The sequence below is a fragment of the Aeromonas sp. S2(2024) genome (assembly GCF_041402505.1).
Lineage (GTDB): Bacteria > Pseudomonadota > Gammaproteobacteria > Enterobacterales > Aeromonadaceae > Aeromonas > Aeromonas media.
The window spans coordinates 23,244-40,013 of the sequence record NZ_JBGLRL010000028.1 but is presented as its reverse complement, the minus strand read 5'-3'; the positions used below and the strand labels follow the sequence as shown (position 1 = coordinate 40,013).

The 16,770-nt window shown below is 60.9% G+C and carries 11 protein-coding genes and 1 pseudogene; 4 read left to right on the top strand and 8 right to left on the bottom strand.

Features of this window, described 5'->3' with window-relative positions:
* Positions 1-106, top strand: a pseudogene (locus tag ACB039_RS19415) (IS1595 family transposase); the annotation flags it as partial.
* On the opposite strand, the gene ACB039_RS19410 reads toward ACB039_RS19415, so the two are convergent.
* The 7 genes from ACB039_RS19410 to ACB039_RS19380 form a co-directional block, all read right to left on the bottom strand.
* The gene (locus tag ACB039_RS19410; protein WP_371166256.1) at positions 97-1,053 is read right to left on the bottom strand and encodes a radical SAM protein; all 957 of its coding nucleotides are present in this window, start codon (positions 1,051-1,053) and stop codon (positions 97-99) included. The pseudogene ACB039_RS19415 and the gene ACB039_RS19410 sit on opposite strands and share 10 nt — an antisense overlap.
* Before the next feature lie 333 nt (positions 1,054-1,386).
* A complete protein-coding gene (gene recD, locus ACB039_RS19405) occupies positions 1,387-3,462 on the bottom strand; it encodes an exodeoxyribonuclease V subunit alpha (RefSeq protein ID WP_371166255.1) in 2,076 nt (691 codons plus the stop codon).
* A complete protein-coding gene (gene recB, locus ACB039_RS19400) occupies positions 3,459-7,112 on the bottom strand; it encodes an exodeoxyribonuclease V subunit beta (RefSeq protein WP_371166254.1) in 3,654 nt (1,217 codons plus the stop codon). The genes recD and recB overlap by 4 nt, the downstream gene beginning before the upstream one ends.
* Complete coding sequence (gene recC, locus ACB039_RS19395) at positions 7,112-10,474, bottom strand: exodeoxyribonuclease V subunit gamma (RefSeq protein ID WP_371166253.1); 3,363 nt, start codon at positions 10,472-10,474, stop codon at positions 7,112-7,114. Before recC ends, recB begins: the two co-directional genes overlap by 1 nt.
* Positions 10,475-10,705: 231 nt before the next feature.
* Entirely contained in the window at positions 10,706-11,098 is a 393-nt protein-coding gene (locus ACB039_RS19390) for a DoxX family protein (RefSeq protein WP_005330093.1), read from the bottom strand.
* 84 nt (positions 11,099-11,182) lie between these two features.
* Positions 11,183-11,869, bottom strand: a complete 687-nt coding sequence (locus tag ACB039_RS19385) for a pirin family protein (RefSeq protein ID WP_371166252.1) — start codon at positions 11,867-11,869, stop codon at positions 11,183-11,185.
* A gap of 32 nt (positions 11,870-11,901) precedes the next feature.
* Positions 11,902-12,234: a hypothetical protein gene (locus tag ACB039_RS19380; protein WP_043129538.1), complete on the bottom strand. Its 333-nt coding sequence runs from the start codon at positions 12,232-12,234 to the stop codon at positions 11,902-11,904.
* Positions 12,235-12,490: 256 nt separating this feature from the next.
* Between ACB039_RS19380 and ACB039_RS19375 the strand changes: the two genes are divergently transcribed.
* Positions 12,491-13,405, top strand: a complete 915-nt coding sequence (locus ACB039_RS19375) for a LysR family transcriptional regulator (protein ID WP_042648071.1) — start codon at positions 12,491-12,493, stop codon at positions 13,403-13,405.
* A gap of 436 nt (positions 13,406-13,841) precedes the next feature.
* Entirely contained in the window at positions 13,842-14,606 is a 765-nt protein-coding gene (locus ACB039_RS19370; protein WP_005330085.1) for a helix-turn-helix transcriptional regulator, read from the top strand.
* Between the two features lie 119 nt (positions 14,607-14,725).
* Here ACB039_RS19370 and ACB039_RS19365 read toward each other — a convergent pair whose 3' ends face one another.
* Positions 14,726-15,538 carry a UTRA domain-containing protein gene (locus ACB039_RS19365; protein WP_371166251.1) on the bottom strand — a complete coding sequence of 271 codons (813 nt, stop codon included), beginning with the start codon at positions 15,536-15,538 and terminating at the stop codon, positions 14,726-14,728.
* 182 nt (positions 15,539-15,720) lie between these two features.
* On the opposite strand from ACB039_RS19365, the gene ACB039_RS19360 reads away from it, so the two are divergent.
* Positions 15,721-16,767 carry an ABC transporter substrate-binding protein gene (locus tag ACB039_RS19360; protein ID WP_047440511.1) on the top strand — a complete coding sequence of 349 codons (1,047 nt, stop codon included), beginning with the start codon at positions 15,721-15,723 and terminating at the stop codon, positions 16,765-16,767.
* Positions 16,768-16,770: the final 3 nt, after the last annotated feature.

Sequence of the window (16,770 nt, the reverse complement as noted above, 5' to 3'; positions counted from 1 at the left end):
TCATCGTTTTGACCTCAAGAGCATGTTGGTTGAATTGGGGCATGCAGTCGTGGCAAGCCCTCCGATGCCATATCGGCTCTTGAAGCTGGCTGAGGGTCATGGGTAATCAGGTTTTATTATCTCATTTGTCTTTTCATGCCTTTTCACATTAAACTCAAAATAACTAGATGGAAATGTCAATGCATTACCACTTCGCTCCAACTCATTGTTTACTCTAATGGTTACATTATTTCCTTTTAATGAGCTGAGGAAATCAATAATGTTTTCGTTTACATCTTTTATATTTGAGTCAATCAATGTTATTGCTATAATCAGAGGAATATCATTGTCTATTATTAACTCTATAGCCGATATTACCTTGCTATATGTATTTTTCCCTCTAATACTTTCAAATGATTTGCAACTAACTCCTTCCATACTAATTTGTATTGAAGAAACCAACCTCTTAATTTCATCTATATTGTTTTTATCTATTTTCGTGCCATTTGTAAAGAGTGTTATGTTATATTTTTGCGATTTTAAATAATTTGATATCTCATAAAAATCATCATGTAATAAAGGCTCGCCACCAGAAATTACTATATCATCACTTATTCTATTTCTTTCCAAGGAATTTATAAATTTAACAATGTCATTTTTATTTATTTCTTCATAATTTTTTCGACCAGCAGAGATATAACAATGTTTACATTTTAGATTGCAATCCGAAGTTAAGTTTATCTGAATGTTCTTTTTAATGTCTAAAACACTCTCTTCTTCAGAACCTTTATTACTTGTAAAAAAATCATACCTGCTAATTTGTGATAAAACTGACTTTGATATTTCTAAACATTGCTCCTCAGTGATTTGTAGTTCTTTATATGTATACTTCAGTGCATCTAAAATGCTATTTCCAGCATGGATAGCATTAAAAAAAACAAGTTCACTAGATGATAAAACAAGCCAATTTGCCGATTCAGCATGTAATGCAATATGTTTAGCATCGATACTAATTATTCTTACATTGCGATGAACGGGTACTTTTGAATGCACATCAAAAATAATTTCATTCATTTATGAACCATAAATAGCAAAAGGAGGGGAACCCCCTCCAAAGTTTAACAATCTTTACGCTTGTGTGTGGTACGACACTGAGAGCGCTGTTTCTGGCAAACTTTTTTATCCGCCTGAACATCATTTTTTATAACAATTTTATCAACATGTTCGAACATATTTCTCACCCTCTTGATCAAGAACACAATAGAACAGTTCCATACTACTCCTTTAGATGTAGCAACTCAATATCCATATAAAACATAGCACTATAGCGAACCCTGATGAATTTTCACATATAAAACAATAAGTTAAAAACAAACCTATTAGTGCGAAATAAAAAATACAATGCTGTCAAAAAAGAATCCCAGCCCCCAACCTCTCAGCCAATCCGGAATAACGCTCGGTCTTTTTCCTGACCGCTTGTGCCAACAGGGCGCGATCGCCGTAGAGATCGAGTCGGGCCTTGGCGCGGGTGATGCCGGTATAGACCAGCTCACGGGTCAGGAGCGGGCTGGGGCTGTCGGGCAGCACCAGCACGGTATGGGCAAACTCGGAGCCCTGGGATTTGTGGATGGTCATGGCGTAGACCGTCTCGTGGGGTGGCAGCCGGCTGGGCAACAGCGCCCGCAGGGTGCCGTCCGGCTGCTCAAACCATACCTTGAGTCGCCCGGTTTCATCGGGCAGACAGAGCCCCATATCGCCGTTGTAGAGGCCGACCCCGTGGTCGTTGCGCACCACCATCACCGGGCGACCCGCATACCAGTCGCCATCCCGGGCAATCAGCCCGGCCCGTGACAGGGCCAGTTCGAGCCGCTCGTTAAGCCCCAGCACCCCGAACGGGCCGTCACGCAGGGCGCAGAGGATCTGGAAGCTGTTGAATGCCTTGAATACGGCGGCGGGATCTTCCCCCGCGCGGGCCGCCTTCAGATAGCTGCCGTAACCGGCCACCCCCTGGGTAATCAGGGCATCGTAGGCCTCCCCGGCCCAGGGGTGCAGGCTGATATCAGCGAATCCTGCGCCCCAGACGGCCTCTACCGCCGTGGCATCTCCGCCGTTGCAGGCGCGCGCCAGCTGGCCGATGCCCGAATGTTGATCAAAGCGCCAGCTCTTGGCCAGCAAACAGAGGCTGTCGCGCACCGGAGCCCCCGTGGGCGTGCCCTGCAAGCGGTAGCCGGTCTGGCGGGAGAGCCAATCCGCCTGCGCCGGGCTGATGCCCTGTTCGATAAAGCTGCAGATATCGCCGAGCACGGCCCCCGCCTCCACCGAGGCGAGCTGATCCTTGTCGCCGAGCAGGATCAGGCGGGCGTGGCTCGGCAGCGCATCGAGCAGGCGCGCCATCATCGGCAAGTCGACCATAGAGGCCTCATCCACCACCAGCAAGTCGAGGTGCAGCGGGTTGCCCGCGTGGTGGCGGAACTGGCTGCGCCCCGGAATGACCCCGAGCAGCCGGTGCAGGGTGCCCGCCTCGGTGGGGATCGCTTCCACCCACTCGGGGGGCAGATCGAGGGCCTGCAGGGCAGAGCCGATACTCTCGGTGAGGCGCGCCGCCGCCTTGCCGGTGGGGGCCACCAGCCGGATCGCCGGGGCCTTGCCTGCCTGCAGGCCGGTCTCCACCAGAATGGCGAGCAGTTTGGCGACCGTGGTGGTCTTGCCGGTGCCGGGGCCGCCGGAGATCACCGCAAAGGGGCGCGCCGCCGCGGTAGCCGCCGCCAGCTTCTGGCCGTTGCAGCAGAGCGCCTCGGGCACCAGCGCATCCAGCTTGCTCAAGTCGCTCGCCGCCTGGGCGCTGGCAAGCAGCCCTTCGATGGCAGGCCAATCCACCTCGCTCGGGAACACCAGATCCAGATACTTCAGGGTAAAGTGGCGGGCCGAGAAGTCGGGGGCGAGGCGGGCTTTGAGCAGCGCCGCAAACACCAGCCCGTAGTCGCGGGCAAACAGCCGCGACAGGGCCGGGGCTATCTCTGGCCATTCGGCTCTTTCACTCAAAGCGCGCAGATGGCGTGCAACCCCCTGCTCGTGATCGTGGTAGCGGGTGAGGTAGAGCCGCCCGTGCCACAGCCGCAGCGGCCAGCGCGGGGCGTGGCCGTCATCCTGCTCGGTGCCAACCAAGGGACTTGCCGCAAACAGGGCGGGCCAGCGGGCAGGATCCGCCAGATCCAGCAACAGATCCCGGCTCTGCTGGGGATCCAGCCCGAACGGGCGCAATGATCCGGCAGCGAGCATCTCCAGCGGCAGGCAAACATGACCGCGCCCCAGCTCGAAGCAGGTGAGCGCCGCCCCCAGCACCAGCTCGGGGCTGCCGCCCAGATCGGCCACCAGCCTGGCAAATTGCAGATCCAGCTGGCGGATACGGCCAGCCAGCGCCAGTGCTTTTAACCGTTCAACCATCATTGCACTGGTTGCGGTGCTGATCATGGTGCCGCTCATGCCTCTACCTCGTTCAATTCTGTTGATGACACATCGCCAGAGCGATCACCATTTCTAAACAACTCATCCAGCTCCAGCACCAGTTCACGGCTCGGGCGGGTATGGAAAATGCCCCCCTGCGGCATGCCGCGCAGGAACAGATAGAAAACCCCGCCAAAGTGCTGCTCGAAGTCGTAGCTCGGCAGGCGCAGGGTGAGCAGCCGGTGCAGCGCCAGCGAGTAGAGCTGGTATTGCAGGTCGTAGCGATGCTCCGCCATCGCCCGCTCCAGCGCCGGACGGCTGTAATCGGTGGGGCTCATGCCGAGGTGGTTCGATTTGTAGTCGAGCAGATACCAGCGCCCCTGCCACTCGAACACCAGATCGATAAAGCCCTTGAGCATCCCCTGCACGGTGGCAAAGCTGAGAGGCTTGTTGCCCCGCGACAGCGGGTCGTGCTGCTGGCAGAGGACGGTCAGCGCCGGTGCCGTCACCCGCCCCATGGGCAGGAAGAACTCCAGCTCCACCTGTTTGCGATCGGCGCTCAAGTCCCGCAGTCGCACCGGATCGCCAAAGCCCGTTTCCAGCGGGGTATCCAGCACCGCTTCCACCTGCTGTTGCAGCACTTGGGCCCAGCTTTCGTCGAAGCCATCCTGCGCCAGCAGGGTGGCGATATGCTCTGCCAGCGGCTCGCCAGCGGCGCTTTGAAAATCGATGGTCTCGAATAGACTGTGCAGCAGAGTGCCGGGGCGCGCCCCCTTCGGGAAGGTGAAGATGGAGGGCTGGGGCGCCTCGTCCGGTTGCTCGGAAGCCAACGCAGCCGCCTCGGTGACCACCTCGTCATCGAAACCGGGATTGGCCAAGACACCCTTGCTGTGACCGTGGCCCTGCGCCGCCAGCCCCGAGTAGGAGCTGATCCACCAATCCCGCTCAAGGGAACCGCTAAAGTGGCGCACCTGCGGCTCGCCCAGCTGCTCCTCATCTGGCGGCAGCGGGGCCGGACGGGTGAGCGAGGGCTCACCGACGGCCACCCCGGGTAGCGCCTGCGACAGTTCGGTGAGGGCGGTCGCCAGCGTCTGCGCATCCCCCTCTTCGCCCTTTTGCAGCAGGTAGCCGATGGCGGTGTGGTGCAGGTCGGTCTTCTCCGACTTGCCCGCCCCCGCCCCCGCCCGCACCGGCGCCAGTCCCAGCCAGGTGGCGTAGACGCCCCGGGTCAGCGCCACATAGAGCAGTCGCAGATCTTCCGCAAGGCGCTCGCGGTCGGCCTCCGCCAGGGAGCCCTCGGCGCCGGTCAGATCGAGAATGGTTCGATTGCCCGCCTCGTCCGCCTCGTGATAGAGCGGGGTCTCAGCGGTTCTGTGGCTGCAAATGAAAGGCAGGAACACCAGGGGGTACTCCAGCCCCTTGGATTTGTGGATGGTGACGATCTGTACCAGCTTGCGCTCCGATTCGAGCCGCAGTACCTGCTCCGCATCCTGGCCGCCCGGGCGGCTCACCGCCTCCCCCAGCCAGCGCAGCAGGGCATATTCCCCGTCCAGCTCACTGCTCACCTGTTGCAGCAGCTCGCCGAGATGGAGGAAGTTGGTCAGCCGCCGCTCGCCATAGGGGCTCGCCAGCAGGGAGGAGGCGAGATTGCGCCGGTGCAGCAGGGCCCGCAGCATGGCCAGCACGCCGCGGCGATGCCAGATCGATCGGTACTCCATAAACTCCTGCACCACGCTCTCCCAGGCCCGTTCGTCGCTGGCCAGCCCATCAAGCGCCCTGGCATCGAGATCAAACAGGCCGGTGGCGAGCGCCGCCCTAAGGCTGCGCTCTTCGCTCGGGTTCTGGCAGGCGTGCAGGATCAGCAATATCTCCCGCGCCTCCACCTGCTCCAGCACGCTCTCGCGGTTCGACAGGTAGACGGAGGCGATGGCGAGGCGCGCCAGCTCCTGCTGCACCAGCTTGCCTTCGCTGCCGGTTCGCACCAGCACGGCGATATCACCGGCCTTCACCGCCTTGTCGATAATCTCAATTTCACCATTTTCTTTCTTCTTTTCACCGAAAAACCGGGCTTTTCCCTCTTGGGACAAGCTAAGCAACCGGTGGATCTCGGCTGCGGTAGCGCGGGCCATCTTGCTCTGGTAATCCCCCCGGTTGAAGGTGGGCTGGCCGCTCAGCTGCCAGCAGTGGAGCACAGGCGCACTGGAGCCTTCCAGCAACAACACTTCATCTTTACCTTTGGCCTCCACCGGCAGGAAGGGGATATCCGCCTCGTAGATAAAGGGATCCTTGGCCCGCTCGAACAGGCCGTTGACCGCCCCCACCAGGGCGCTGCTTGAGCGCCAGTTGCGCCCCAGGGTGTAGTGGGCGCTCACATTTCGCCGCGCCTGGATGTAGGTAAAGATGTCGGCGCCGCGAAAGCCGTAGATGGCCTGCTTGGGGTCCCCGATCATCAACAGCGCCGTATCCTGATGGCCGCCGTAGAGGCGATGGAAGATGCGGTACTGCTGGGGGTCGGTATCCTGGAATTCGTCGATCATCGCCACCCGATAGGTGGCGCGAATGCGATCGCAGAGCCGCTCGCCCAGGCTTGAGCCGAGCGCCCCGTCGAGGTCTTTGAGCAGGTCATCGAAGGAGAGCTGATGGGCCTGGCGCTTGCTGGCCTGCATCCGGCTGCGCACCACCCTGGCAGCCCGTTGCAGGATCAGATCCCGAATACCGGGGCGGCTTTCCAGCAGCGCGTCGATCTGGCTGAACAGCGGCAGGGTTGGTAACGCCTTCCCCTTGCTCAGCTTGGCCTCCAGGGTTTCCTGGCCGAAGCGCTCGAGATCCTTGGGCAGGGTATAACCGCTGGTCGGATCCTGTGCCCAGTCGCCGATCTTGGCGAGCCAGCCTTCGTAGTTCTTGCCGGTATAGAGCTTGATTTGCCCCTCTGTCTGGCGGCGGATCTCGTCCGTCTGCGCCAGCCAGGCATCTTTCACCGCCCCGATGCGGGCCATGGCGGCCTGATGGCGGGCGGCCAGGGTCTCATCCCCCAACGCCGGGTGGATCTCCAGCTCGCTGTTGTCGAGCCAGCCATTCATCTCCCGCAGCAGGGCGGCGGGGCTCGGCCAGAGCGCGCGCACCGAGCTCGCCAGGGTCTTGTCCACCGGATAGAACTCGGCGCGCCAGTAGTCGCTCACCGCCTGCAACCTGAGCTGGCTGTCGTCGGTGAGAAATTCGGTCTCGAACAGGGCACCCGACTCGAAGGCGTTCTGCTTGAGCATCCGCTGGCAGAAACCGTGGATGGTAAAGACCGCCGCCTCGTCCATCTGCCGCTCGGCAGCCAGCAGGCGGCGGGCAGCCAGCTCGTGATCCTCCACCTCTTCCAACAACTGGGCCAGCAGGGTGTCACTGCTGTGACCCAGCATAAAGGCCAATCGCGCCTCGTGAATACGGCCGCGGATCCGCCCCCGCAGCTCGGCGGTGGCCGCTTCGGTAAAGGTCACCACCAGGATCTCGGTCACCGACAGCGGCCGCTCGTGGGCGCTCGGCTGACCGGCGTCTTCTCCCTCTTCGATGAGCGGGCCGTGGCCCAGCAGCAGACGCAGGTAGAGACCGGCGATGGTGTAGGTCTTGCCGGTGCCGGCGGAGGCTTCGATCAGTCGTTCACCATGGAGGGGAAAACGCAGGGTATTGAGCGGGTTAGCCATTATGTCAGCTCCTCCAGGGCGTTGAGCAGCGGGGTCAGGTGTTCGCGGGCCAGGGCCTGCAACTGGGCCAGCACCTCGTCATCCAGCTCGGGGAAGCAGCGGGCGACGTAAACGTCCTGCCCCTCTCCACGGCGTTTTTGATTTCCATAACCGCTAGTGTGGAAACAGTCGAATACAGCTTTGTCAGCACCCTCCGGCTTGTCCGAATTCTTCTCGATCGCCTTGAGCCAATCCCAGGCAGTGTTGGGAAAGAAGGGCAGAGGCCGCTTCATCCCCTGGGCCCAGAGCGCCACCAGGGCCGCCAGCCTGGGGCGCGCCTCCTCGGCCGGAAGAGCTGGCAGCCGCAGACTCTGCCTGGCATCGAACAGCAGGGTGTCGCCGGGGGCAGCGCTCAGGGAAAGGCAGAGGTGCTGGATCCAGCCCAGCAGCAGATCCTTGCCGTTGAAGCTGCCGGGTTTCACCACCAGCAAACGTCCCTTCTGGGTGTCTATCCACCCCTGCAGCTGGCCCTGGGTCAGGGAGATATCGATCTCCACCGCCCGTTTTTCTGCCTCATTGGCCGCAACCCAGGGGCGCAGCCGATCCGCCAGCTTGCCCATCTCGGCGTCCAGATCCTCCAGCAGCAGGCTGCCGAACCAGCCTTGGGGCAGCAGGCCGGTGAGCTGCAACCGCTCGCGACGCACTGAGCTATCCCCCTGTGCCAGATGAGCATCGAGCAGCAGGGCCTTGAGCTGGTAGTGCTGCAGGCCGTCCAGCTCGAACGGCTCGCTGTCCTCTATGTTGGCTTCGTTCAGCTCGAACCACACCTTGAGGCGGCGGTTGAGGAAATACTTGGTGGGCTGGCGATAGAAACGCAGCAGCTCCGCCAGCTCCAGCCCCTGCTCCTTGCCCCATTCGGGAGGTAAAGGCAGCTCGCCGCTCTGGAAATTCGCCGCGCCGCGCACCGGATTGAGGGCGGGCAGCCAGTCGGCGGCATAGGTAAAGAGGCGGGACCCCTCCAGTGGGTAGAAGTAGTTGCGGCTGTAGGGGGTGAGCGGATGCTGGGTGATCAGGTGCGCCAGCAGCCGTTTGCCGGAGCGCTCGTCATCGAGGTGCTCATCCCCCGCCAGCACGAAGCCCTGCCGCACATAGTCGATGAGTTCGGCCAGCAGCACCGACGGCACCTTGTCGCTGTTGTCTTGGGCGCTGAAACCCTGATAGCTGATGTAGAGCCCCTGCTGGGCGCTGAGCAGCGCCTCGAGGAACAGGTAGCGGTCGTCATCGCGACGGGAGCGATCCCCCCGCCGGCCCGCCACCGCCATCAGGTCAAACCCCATGGGTGGCAGGGTGCGCGGATAGACGCCGTCGTTCATGCCGAGCAGGCAGACCTGCTTGAAGGGGATGGAACGCATCGGCATCAGGGTGCAGAAGTTGACCTGACCGGCGAGGAAGCGCTGGCTGGAGCGGGACTCCCCCAGCACGCTGCCGAGGTAGTCCTGCAACAGGTCGGCACTGATGGGCTGCTCGAAGCGGGCCTCGCCGAGCTGGGCGAGCCAGTCGGCCAGCTGGCTGCGGATTAGTTGCAGCTGGCGCTCTTCATCCTCGTCGGCCAGATAGAAGCGCTCCAGCAGCGCGTTGAGGCAGGCAACCCACTCCCCCAGCGGCTGCGCCTGTTGCAGCCGGGGCAAGAATTCGGCCAGCGAGTCGACGAACCAGGCGAGCTTGCCGAGCGCCAACCCCTGCTGGCCCTCGATATCGGCGTAGGGCAGAATGCCCGCCACCGGCTCGCCATCCCCCATGGCAAAGCCGAGCAGCATGCGGCGCAGGCCGAACAGCCAGCTGTTGCCAGAGAGGCGCGGCAGATCGAAACGTTCGGGGTAGCCGTCGTCCAGCCCCCAGCGGATACCGGTCTCCTGCACCCAGACCCGCAACTGGTTGAATTCGTCGTCATCGAGCTCGAAGCGGCGCAGCACGGCAGGCACCTCGAGAATGGCGAGCAGTTCCCCCGCCCCCAAGCGAGCGTTGGGCAGCCTGAGCAGGGCGAGGAAGCTTTGCAGCAGCGGGCTCTCCTGACTCGCCGCCCGATCCGAGACCGCAAACGGGATCTGGCCCCGCGCGCCAAACACCGCCTGAATGTAGGGGCCGTAGCTGTTCACATCCGGCATCATCACCACCACATCTTTCGGGGTGAGGGACGGGTCCTGCTCGAACAGCGCCAGCAGCCGATCATGCAGCACTTCCAGCTCCCGCATCGGGCCGTGGCATGCGTGGATCTGCAAGGATCCATCCGCCGGATCGATCGGGCTCTTGTGGTGGCTGCTATCGAGATCAAATTGCCCCGCGCCCCGTTCAGCCAGTTCCAGCACATCCTTCTGGATGGCGCGCAGCAGGCTGACGTTGCCCTGCTCATCCACCTCGTCGATATCGACGAAGGCCTCGATTTGCGGCACCTCCAGCTCCATCAGCTGGTGCAGGTAGTCGCGCCCCAGCTTGCCCATGGAGGCGAGCAGCGGGTTGGCAGGGCCCTGCAGGGTCTCAAGATCGGTACCGGGTTTGAGCTTATTTTCGAGGCGTGCCAGCGTCTTGCGATCGAGCAGGTCACCCCAGTAGTAGCGGCAGGGGTTGGTGACAAACAGGTGCACCTCCACCTCCGGCCGGCTACCAAGGGCCAGCAATGCCTCCACATAGCGCGGCGGCAGCGCCGAGATGCCGAACACGAAGACCCGCTGCGGCAGCTTGCCCGGCAGATCGGCGGTGCGTTGCAGCTCATGGATAAACTCCTCGTAGAGGTTGGCTCTGTGGTAGCCACTCGGAGAGAGCGCCAGGGTGCGGGCCACCAGCTCGCGCCACAGCTCAGGCTGCCAATCCTGACCGCTCACCCCGGCCAGCTCCAACCCCAATCCCTCCCCCTGTTCCCAACGGGCGATCCAGTCCGGCCGATAGACCAGATACTGGTCGAACAGATCCGCCACCTTCTGGCAGAGCTGCCAGAGCCGCACCTGCTCGGGATCCTGGGCAGGATCCTGCTCATCCCCGCCCAGATAGGCGGCGAGCGGCGCGAAGGCGGGCCTGCCGAGCAGAGCGGGCAGAATGGTCATCAGCTGCCAGCTCATGGATCCCTTGTTGTAGGGGCTCTGGCGGGGCACGTCCGCCAGTACCTGGGTGAACATCTCCCAGATAAAGCTGGCGGGCAGCGGGAAGTCGATATTGGCGGCGATGCCGAAGGCCTTGGCCAGCTCCAGCTTGAGCCACTGGGCCATGCCGGGACTCTGCACCAGGATCTGCTCCCGATCGAAGGGGTGAGAGAGGGGCGCCTGCCGGATGCGGCTCACCAGCAGCTCCTTGAGCAGATCCAGCTGATTGGAGTGGTAGAGGGTAAACATGGACGACTCCCGCCAATTTCATGAAGAGGGGTGTGCGCCGGAAAAGACGAACCATTTCCGTCACTTCACACGAAATGGGATTGTCGGGGATCGGGGGATAAGATGCAAAAGGCGCTTGCCACCGCCAGGCGGGCCTCGTCACAGTACCGGCATTCGCCCCCTGGCGGGCATAAAAAAGCCGGTGCTGCTGCACCGGCCAAAAGGCGTTGGAAAACTTGAACTATCAGGGTATTACCAGCACTTGCCGAGGCGGGCATCCAGGCTGAAGGCACCAGGACCGGCTGCCGCCAGGGCCAGGAAACCACCGGCCACCGAGAGGTTCTTCATGAACATCAGCATCTGCATCTGTTCGGCAGGCTGATAGTGGAAGATGAAGGCGGCCATCAGGGTGAAACCGGCCAGCAGCACCGAGAGGCTGCGGGTAAAGAGACCCAGCACGATGGCGAGACCGCCACCCAGCTCCAGCAGGATCACCAGGGGCAGCATGAACCCGGGCACGCCCATGGCTTCCATGTAACCCTGGGTACCGGCGTAACCGCCGATCTTGCCCCAGCCTGCCATCACGAACATCAGCGCCAGCAGAACACGACCCGCCAGCAGTGCCACATCTTTCATCTTGTCCATCGTCAGATTCCTTTGATTACCCATCTTGGTAATAACAGTGTAAGAGCTAATTGTTAACTCATTCATTTCGCCGTGATTTATCTATCAGGGCAAGTCAAACAGCAGGGCTTCACTCCCCTCGGCGGCGGTGAGCGTCCAGGACGCTTCATCGCGACTAAGCAGGCCGTCGCCGGGTCGGGCAGCCAGACCGTTGCCAGTCAGCTCCCCTGAAATCATATGCAGGTAACCATGACGCCCTTGCAATGCCCATTCGAGGGTTTCCCCTGCGGCAAGTTGCAGTCGCCAGATGCGGGCCTGCTGGCGGATCCTGAAGGATCCTTCCTCCCCATCCGGTGACGCGACCAGCGTCAGCCCGGGCTGGGTGGCTATCTTCTTCTGCTGATAACCCGGGGTAGTGCCGACTTCGTTCGGCTCTATCCAGATCTGCAACAGGGAGAGGGGCTCGGTCTGCGAGGGGTTGTACTCGCTGTGCCGGATGCCGGACCCTGCGCTCATCAGCTGGAAATCCCCCGCCGGGATCTGCTCGGCATGGCCGAGGCTGTCCCTGTGCTCTATGGTGCCGCTCAGCACGCAGGTGAGGATCTCCATGTTGGCATGAGGGTGGGTAGCGAAGCCGCCACCCGGCGACACCAGATCCTGGTTGATGACCCGCAAGACGGAGTGCCCCATCCAGTCCGGGTCATAGTAGTGACCGAACGAGAAGCTGTGGCGTGCATCCAGCCAGCCGAAGTTGGCATGGCCCCGTTCTGCTGCGGCTCTCAATTTCATCATGGTGTGCTCCTCCAATACCTTTAAACGGTTGATTAGCGCTGGCGACCGTCACCCAGACCGAACGGGATGCGGTAGCTGCTGCTCTCGTTGCCCAGGCTGACCGTCAGGTTGCCCTGGGTGCGGCTCGGGATCTGTACCTGCTGGGTGCCCATCAGGTTGGCGTGAACGGAGGCCAGCAGATCGCCAGACTCATCGCGCACCTCCAGCATGGGGTTCGCCTTGCCAGCCATGGCGGCGGTGGCATTCCAGTTCACGAACAGCACGCCAGGGGCGGCATTGAGATCGGCCGGCACGGCAGCCTGGGCGAAACCTGCGGTCATCAGGCCTGCAACGGCCAGCATCTTGATTACGTTTTTCATGTTCATTCACTCTCTTGGTTTTTATGTCATTGCCAAGGCCGGTCTGGCCCGAATCAATGCATCCATGCAAGAGGTTATTCAAATAGTGTGTTGTTCTTTCACCTACAGCAGACATCGTTTTTGTGATGTCTCAGCCTGGAACTACCTTTTATTTGGCCGCTTGGCCTTCCTGCCTAAGCGTTGATTGAATATTAAAGTCACTTGCCCTAAGTTGTTAGCGAGATAATCTGGTAAACATGTTCAAAAAAATTGAAGGTTAGATATGGCCAAGGAATCGAACAAGGAGCGGGCGCTGACCCTGGAGGCGATCCGGGTGCTGGACGCCATAGACCGTCGTGGCAGCTTCGCGGCGGCGGCCGACGAGCTGGGCAAGGTGCCCTCGGCGCTGAGCTACACGGTGCAGAAGCTGGAAGACGAGCTGGACGCCATGCTGTTTGATCGCAGCGGCCACAGAACCAAATTCACCCCCGCCGGGCGCATGCTGCTGGAGCAGGGCCGCCTGCTGCTGGAGGCCGCCGAGCATCTGGTCGGGGAGACCCGGGCGCTGGCCCGGGGCTGGGAGACCGACATCACCATCGCCGTCGATGCCCTGGTGCCGCTGCAGGCGCTCTACCCCCTGGTGGAGCGGCTGGCCGAATTGACGGATACCCGGCTGCGGCTGCGGGCCGAGGTGCTGGCGGGCAGTTGGGAGTGTCTGGAAGATGGCCGCGCCGACCTGCTTATCTCCTCCCTCAATCCCGACATCACCCTGACCGGCATCAAGCACCAGTCCTTGCAGGAGGAGGTGATGCTCTACGTCGCCCACCCGGATCACCCCCTGCACGGGGAGCCCGAGCCCCTGGCGGACGAGACCCTGCGCCGCTACCGCGCCATCGCCATCGCCGACACGGCGCGGCGCAAGCCCGCCCTCACCTATCGTCTGCTGGACAAGCAGCCGCGCCTGACCGTCAGCACCATGGGGGAGAAGCGCGATGCCCTGCTGGCGGGCATCGGGGTCGGCACCATGCCCCTGAGCTGGATAGAAGAGGACATCAAGGCGGGGCGACTCAAGGTGATCGGCCCCGAGTATCGCCATCAGGTGCAGGTCGTGCTGGCGTGGCGGCGAGATACCATGGGCAAGGCCAAGAGCTGGCTGGTGCGGGAGATCCCCAAGCTGTTCCCCTGCAAGGGGGAATAGCTTCCAGGGAAGGCGGCGCAGGAGGTGCCAAAAAATGCGCCCCTTCCTTGACGGCGGGCTCAAATTCGGAGAAAAGAAAAAAAGCGGACCTCTTGCGAGTTCCGCTCAATGCCAGGAAAGAATAAAACCTTGCGGTTAAAAAAACCCTTAAATTGGAAGCAAACAATCGTTTTCTCAACCAGGAAGGTATTGAATCCGATTCGTGTTGGATTATGTGCGATGTAATATGCATCACCAGCAAAATGTTGGAAGGTTGAAGGATATGCACCACCGAGTGTCATTATCTGCCACCTTGCACCACAACTGGTCAGGCCATTTCAGCCGTTATAACCGGGTTACTCTCCTCTGGTTTTTCTAGGTGTCAAAAACTGAGCCCAATACAGATAAATCACTCACTTTTTGACACGACTAAAAATGCAGATAAAGGAATAGTTGCATGACCTACAGCCAGACCCTGGCCAACCACATTCTCGACACCCTGAAGAAGACCCTGACCGACAAGGGGATCCGCTATCAGACCCTGGCGGAAGCCATGGGGGTCTCCATCGCCACCGTGAAGCGGATGATGAACAAACCCTCCCTGCCCTTCGACACCCTGCTGGAGATCTGCCATCTGGTGGGCCTCTCGTTCGAGGAGCTGCTGGATCGCACCCAGGATGCCCAGAGCCGCCGCGCCGTCTTCACCCAGGAGCAGGACGAGGCGTTTCACAAGGAGCCCGGCCTCTACGCCTTCCTCGCCAACATCTTCTGGCGCGACAAGACCCTCATCGATCTCAAGCGCGAATACGGCCTGACCGACGCATCCTGCTACCTCTATCTGCGCAAGCTGGAGAAGCTCGGCATATTGCAGCTCGGCATCGACAACAGCTACCACTTCCTCATCAGCGAGCGCATCAGCTTCGAACAGCACAGTCGCTTCGCCCGCCAGCAGGCACGCCAGGCCATGTCGGTGCTGGGGGACTATCTGGTGGAGAACATGCACAAGTCGAACAACTACATGGCGCTGTGCCAGCTCCACCTGGACGAGAGCGAAGCCATGGCCCTGATCGATCGCATGAAGGAGTACTGGCATCAGGAGCTCAAACTCAACCGCCCCGCCATCGGCCAGCGGGAGGGCAGCAAGACCTACACCATGTCGCTGCAACTGGCGGACTGCGGCTACCAGAGCTTCGACGACCTTATCCCCAATATCGACAACTGATCCCGGCGGATCCTGCGGGATCCGTCCGTTTTCGCTGGCTCGGTCGTTAGCCTTACATCGGCCATTCAGGCCCTCTTGCCGCCTTCGGATGCAGTGCCCGTCAGTGCTCTGGATATTCCCTAGTCAACGAGCCGGGTTTGCTGCAGTGTGCCTGAGAGCGGCTGCAAGACGCGCGTATCCAGACAGATACGGATCGCATCCTGCCGCCAGTGTTCGATATCGCAATCCACCAGCGCCCCCCGCTCGTCGTAGTTGACCCGCACCAGTCTTAGCACGGCACTCCCCTCCGCCAGATTGAGGGCCCGGGCTATCTCTCCGCGAGCCGCCGAGGGGGTGATCTCGAGGCTCGCCCCACCCTGGCCTATGCCATAGCGCTGCTGATAGAGCTCGGTGAGGGAGCTGGCCAGCGGTGCGCTGGCGATATCGGGAAAGCGGCTGGCCAGCAGGTGGTGACTGACGTGCAGCACGGGGCGGCCGTCGATCAGTCGCTGGCGGCGGATTTCATAAAGTGGAGTGAAGGGTTCCAGCCCCATCCGGCTGCACAGCTCGCTGCTGGCAAGCGCGCTGCCGTGGGCCAGCACCCGGGTTTCGGCCACGCGCTGCTGCTCACCGATCCACTGGTGAAAGTGGGTGTGGATGGCGGGATCGTAGGTGAGGCGGGGCGGCGCCACGAACCAGCCGCGCCGCTCGGCCCGGTAGATGAGGCCATCCGCTTCGAGGCTGGAGAGCGCCTCCTTGATGGTGATGCGGGTGGTGGCGAAGCGCTCGCTCAGGGCCCGCTCGGCGGGCAGCTGCTGCCCGGCCCCCAGCTGGCCGCTGCCGATATAGCGGCGCAGGGTCTGGCAAATCTGTTCGCACTTGGAGGGGCTGCGGCCATCGGCCAGCCCCTGTTCCCTCAATCGCTCTGTCACTGTCACGTCCCTGTCGGTCATTCCGGTTTGCGCCCCCTGGAGTAGACCAGCGGCTGTCGGCCCCGAGTTGTAACCACTGCTGATGACAGCGCCATGACAGGGCGATTGTCACGAAAACGCCATCAAAGCGCCCCGCCACCGTCATATTCCCCCTCTAGCATCCCTCTCGAACCTTAACTGACCTAGTCCAGAGGGATGGGATGATGAAAAGCGTGATCGCAAGTGCACTGGCCCTGGTGGCCATCAGTCAACCGCTGTTTGCCGCCGAGAATATCGCGGATCTTGAGAAGGCCGCCCGTGGCGAAGGCCAGCTCCACAGCATCGGCATGCCCGACAGCTGGGCCAACTGGAAGGATACCTGGCAGCAGCTGGGCAGCATCTACGGCATCAAGCATCAGGATACCGACATGAGCTCGGCGCAGGAGATCGCCAAGTTCGCCGCCGAGAAGGCCAACGCTACCGCCGATATCGGTGACGTGGGTGGCGCCTTCGGTCCGGTGGCGGTCAAGCAGGGGGTCACCCAGCCCTACAAACCCTCCACCTGGGCCGATATTCCCAACTGGGCCAAGGATGCGGACGGTCACTGGATGCTGGCCTATACCGGCACCATCGCCTTCCTGATCAACAAGGATCTGGTCAAGGCCGCCCCCACCAGCTGGCAATCCCTTCTGGGTGGCGACTACAAGGTGACCCTGGGTGACGTGGGCGTCGCTTCCCAGGCCAACAACGGCGTGCTGGCGGCGGCCTATGCCACCGGTGGCAGCGAGAAGAACCTCAAGCCTGCATTGGAGCTGTTCGGCCAGCTGGCCAAGCAGGGTCGCCTGTCACTGAACGACCCGACCATCGCCAACATCGAGAAGGGCGAAGTGGAAGTGGGGGTGCTGTGGGACTTCAACGCCCTGAACTACCGCGACCAGATCGACCCCAAGAAGTTTGATGTGGTGATCCCGAGCGACGGCTCCGTCATCGCCGGTTACACCACCATCATCAACAAGTGGGCCAAGAACCCCAACGCCGCCAAACTGGCCCGTGAATACATCCTCTCCGATGCCGGTCAAATCAACCTGGCCCGTGGCTACGCCCGCCCCATCCGCAGCAATGTGACCCTGCCGGATGACGTCAAGGCCAAGCTGCTGCCGGCCGAGCAGTATGCCAATGCCAAGCCGGTGCAGGATCATGCAGCCTGGGAGCAGAGCTCCAAGGCCCTGCCGCGCCAGTGGCAAGAAACCGTCATGATCAACATGCAGTAAGGA

What these genes read in the sequence shown, in the direction of transcription:
- ACB039_RS19410 (WP_371166256.1), bottom strand. Translation starts at nt 1,053, where the DNA reads ATGAATGAAATTATTTTTGATGTGCATTCAAAAGTACCCGTTCATCGC.
- recD (WP_371166255.1), bottom strand. Translation starts at nt 3,462, where the DNA reads ATGAGCGGCACCATGATCAGCACCGCAACCAGTGCAATGATGGTTGAA.
- recB (WP_371166254.1), bottom strand. Translation starts at nt 7,112, where the DNA reads ATGGCTAACCCGCTCAATACCCTGCGTTTTCCCCTCCATGGTGAACGA.
- recC (WP_371166253.1), bottom strand. Translation starts at nt 10,474, where the DNA reads ATGTTTACCCTCTACCACTCCAATCAGCTGGATCTGCTCAAGGAGCTG.
- ACB039_RS19390 (WP_005330093.1), bottom strand. Translation starts at nt 11,098, where the DNA reads ATGGACAAGATGAAAGATGTGGCACTGCTGGCGGGTCGTGTTCTGCTG.
- ACB039_RS19385 (WP_371166252.1), bottom strand. Translation starts at nt 11,869, where the DNA reads ATGATGAAATTGAGAGCCGCAGCAGAACGGGGCCATGCCAACTTCGGC.
- ACB039_RS19380 (WP_043129538.1), bottom strand. Translation starts at nt 12,234, where the DNA reads ATGAACATGAAAAACGTAATCAAGATGCTGGCCGTTGCAGGCCTGATG.
- ACB039_RS19375 (WP_042648071.1), top strand. Translation starts at nt 12,491, where the DNA reads ATGGCCAAGGAATCGAACAAGGAGCGGGCGCTGACCCTGGAGGCGATC.
- ACB039_RS19370 (WP_005330085.1), top strand. Translation starts at nt 13,842, where the DNA reads ATGACCTACAGCCAGACCCTGGCCAACCACATTCTCGACACCCTGAAG.
- ACB039_RS19365 (WP_371166251.1), bottom strand. Translation starts at nt 15,538, where the DNA reads ATGACCGACAGGGACGTGACAGTGACAGAGCGATTGAGGGAACAGGGG.
- ACB039_RS19360 (WP_047440511.1), top strand. Translation starts at nt 15,721, where the DNA reads ATGAAAAGCGTGATCGCAAGTGCACTGGCCCTGGTGGCCATCAGTCAA.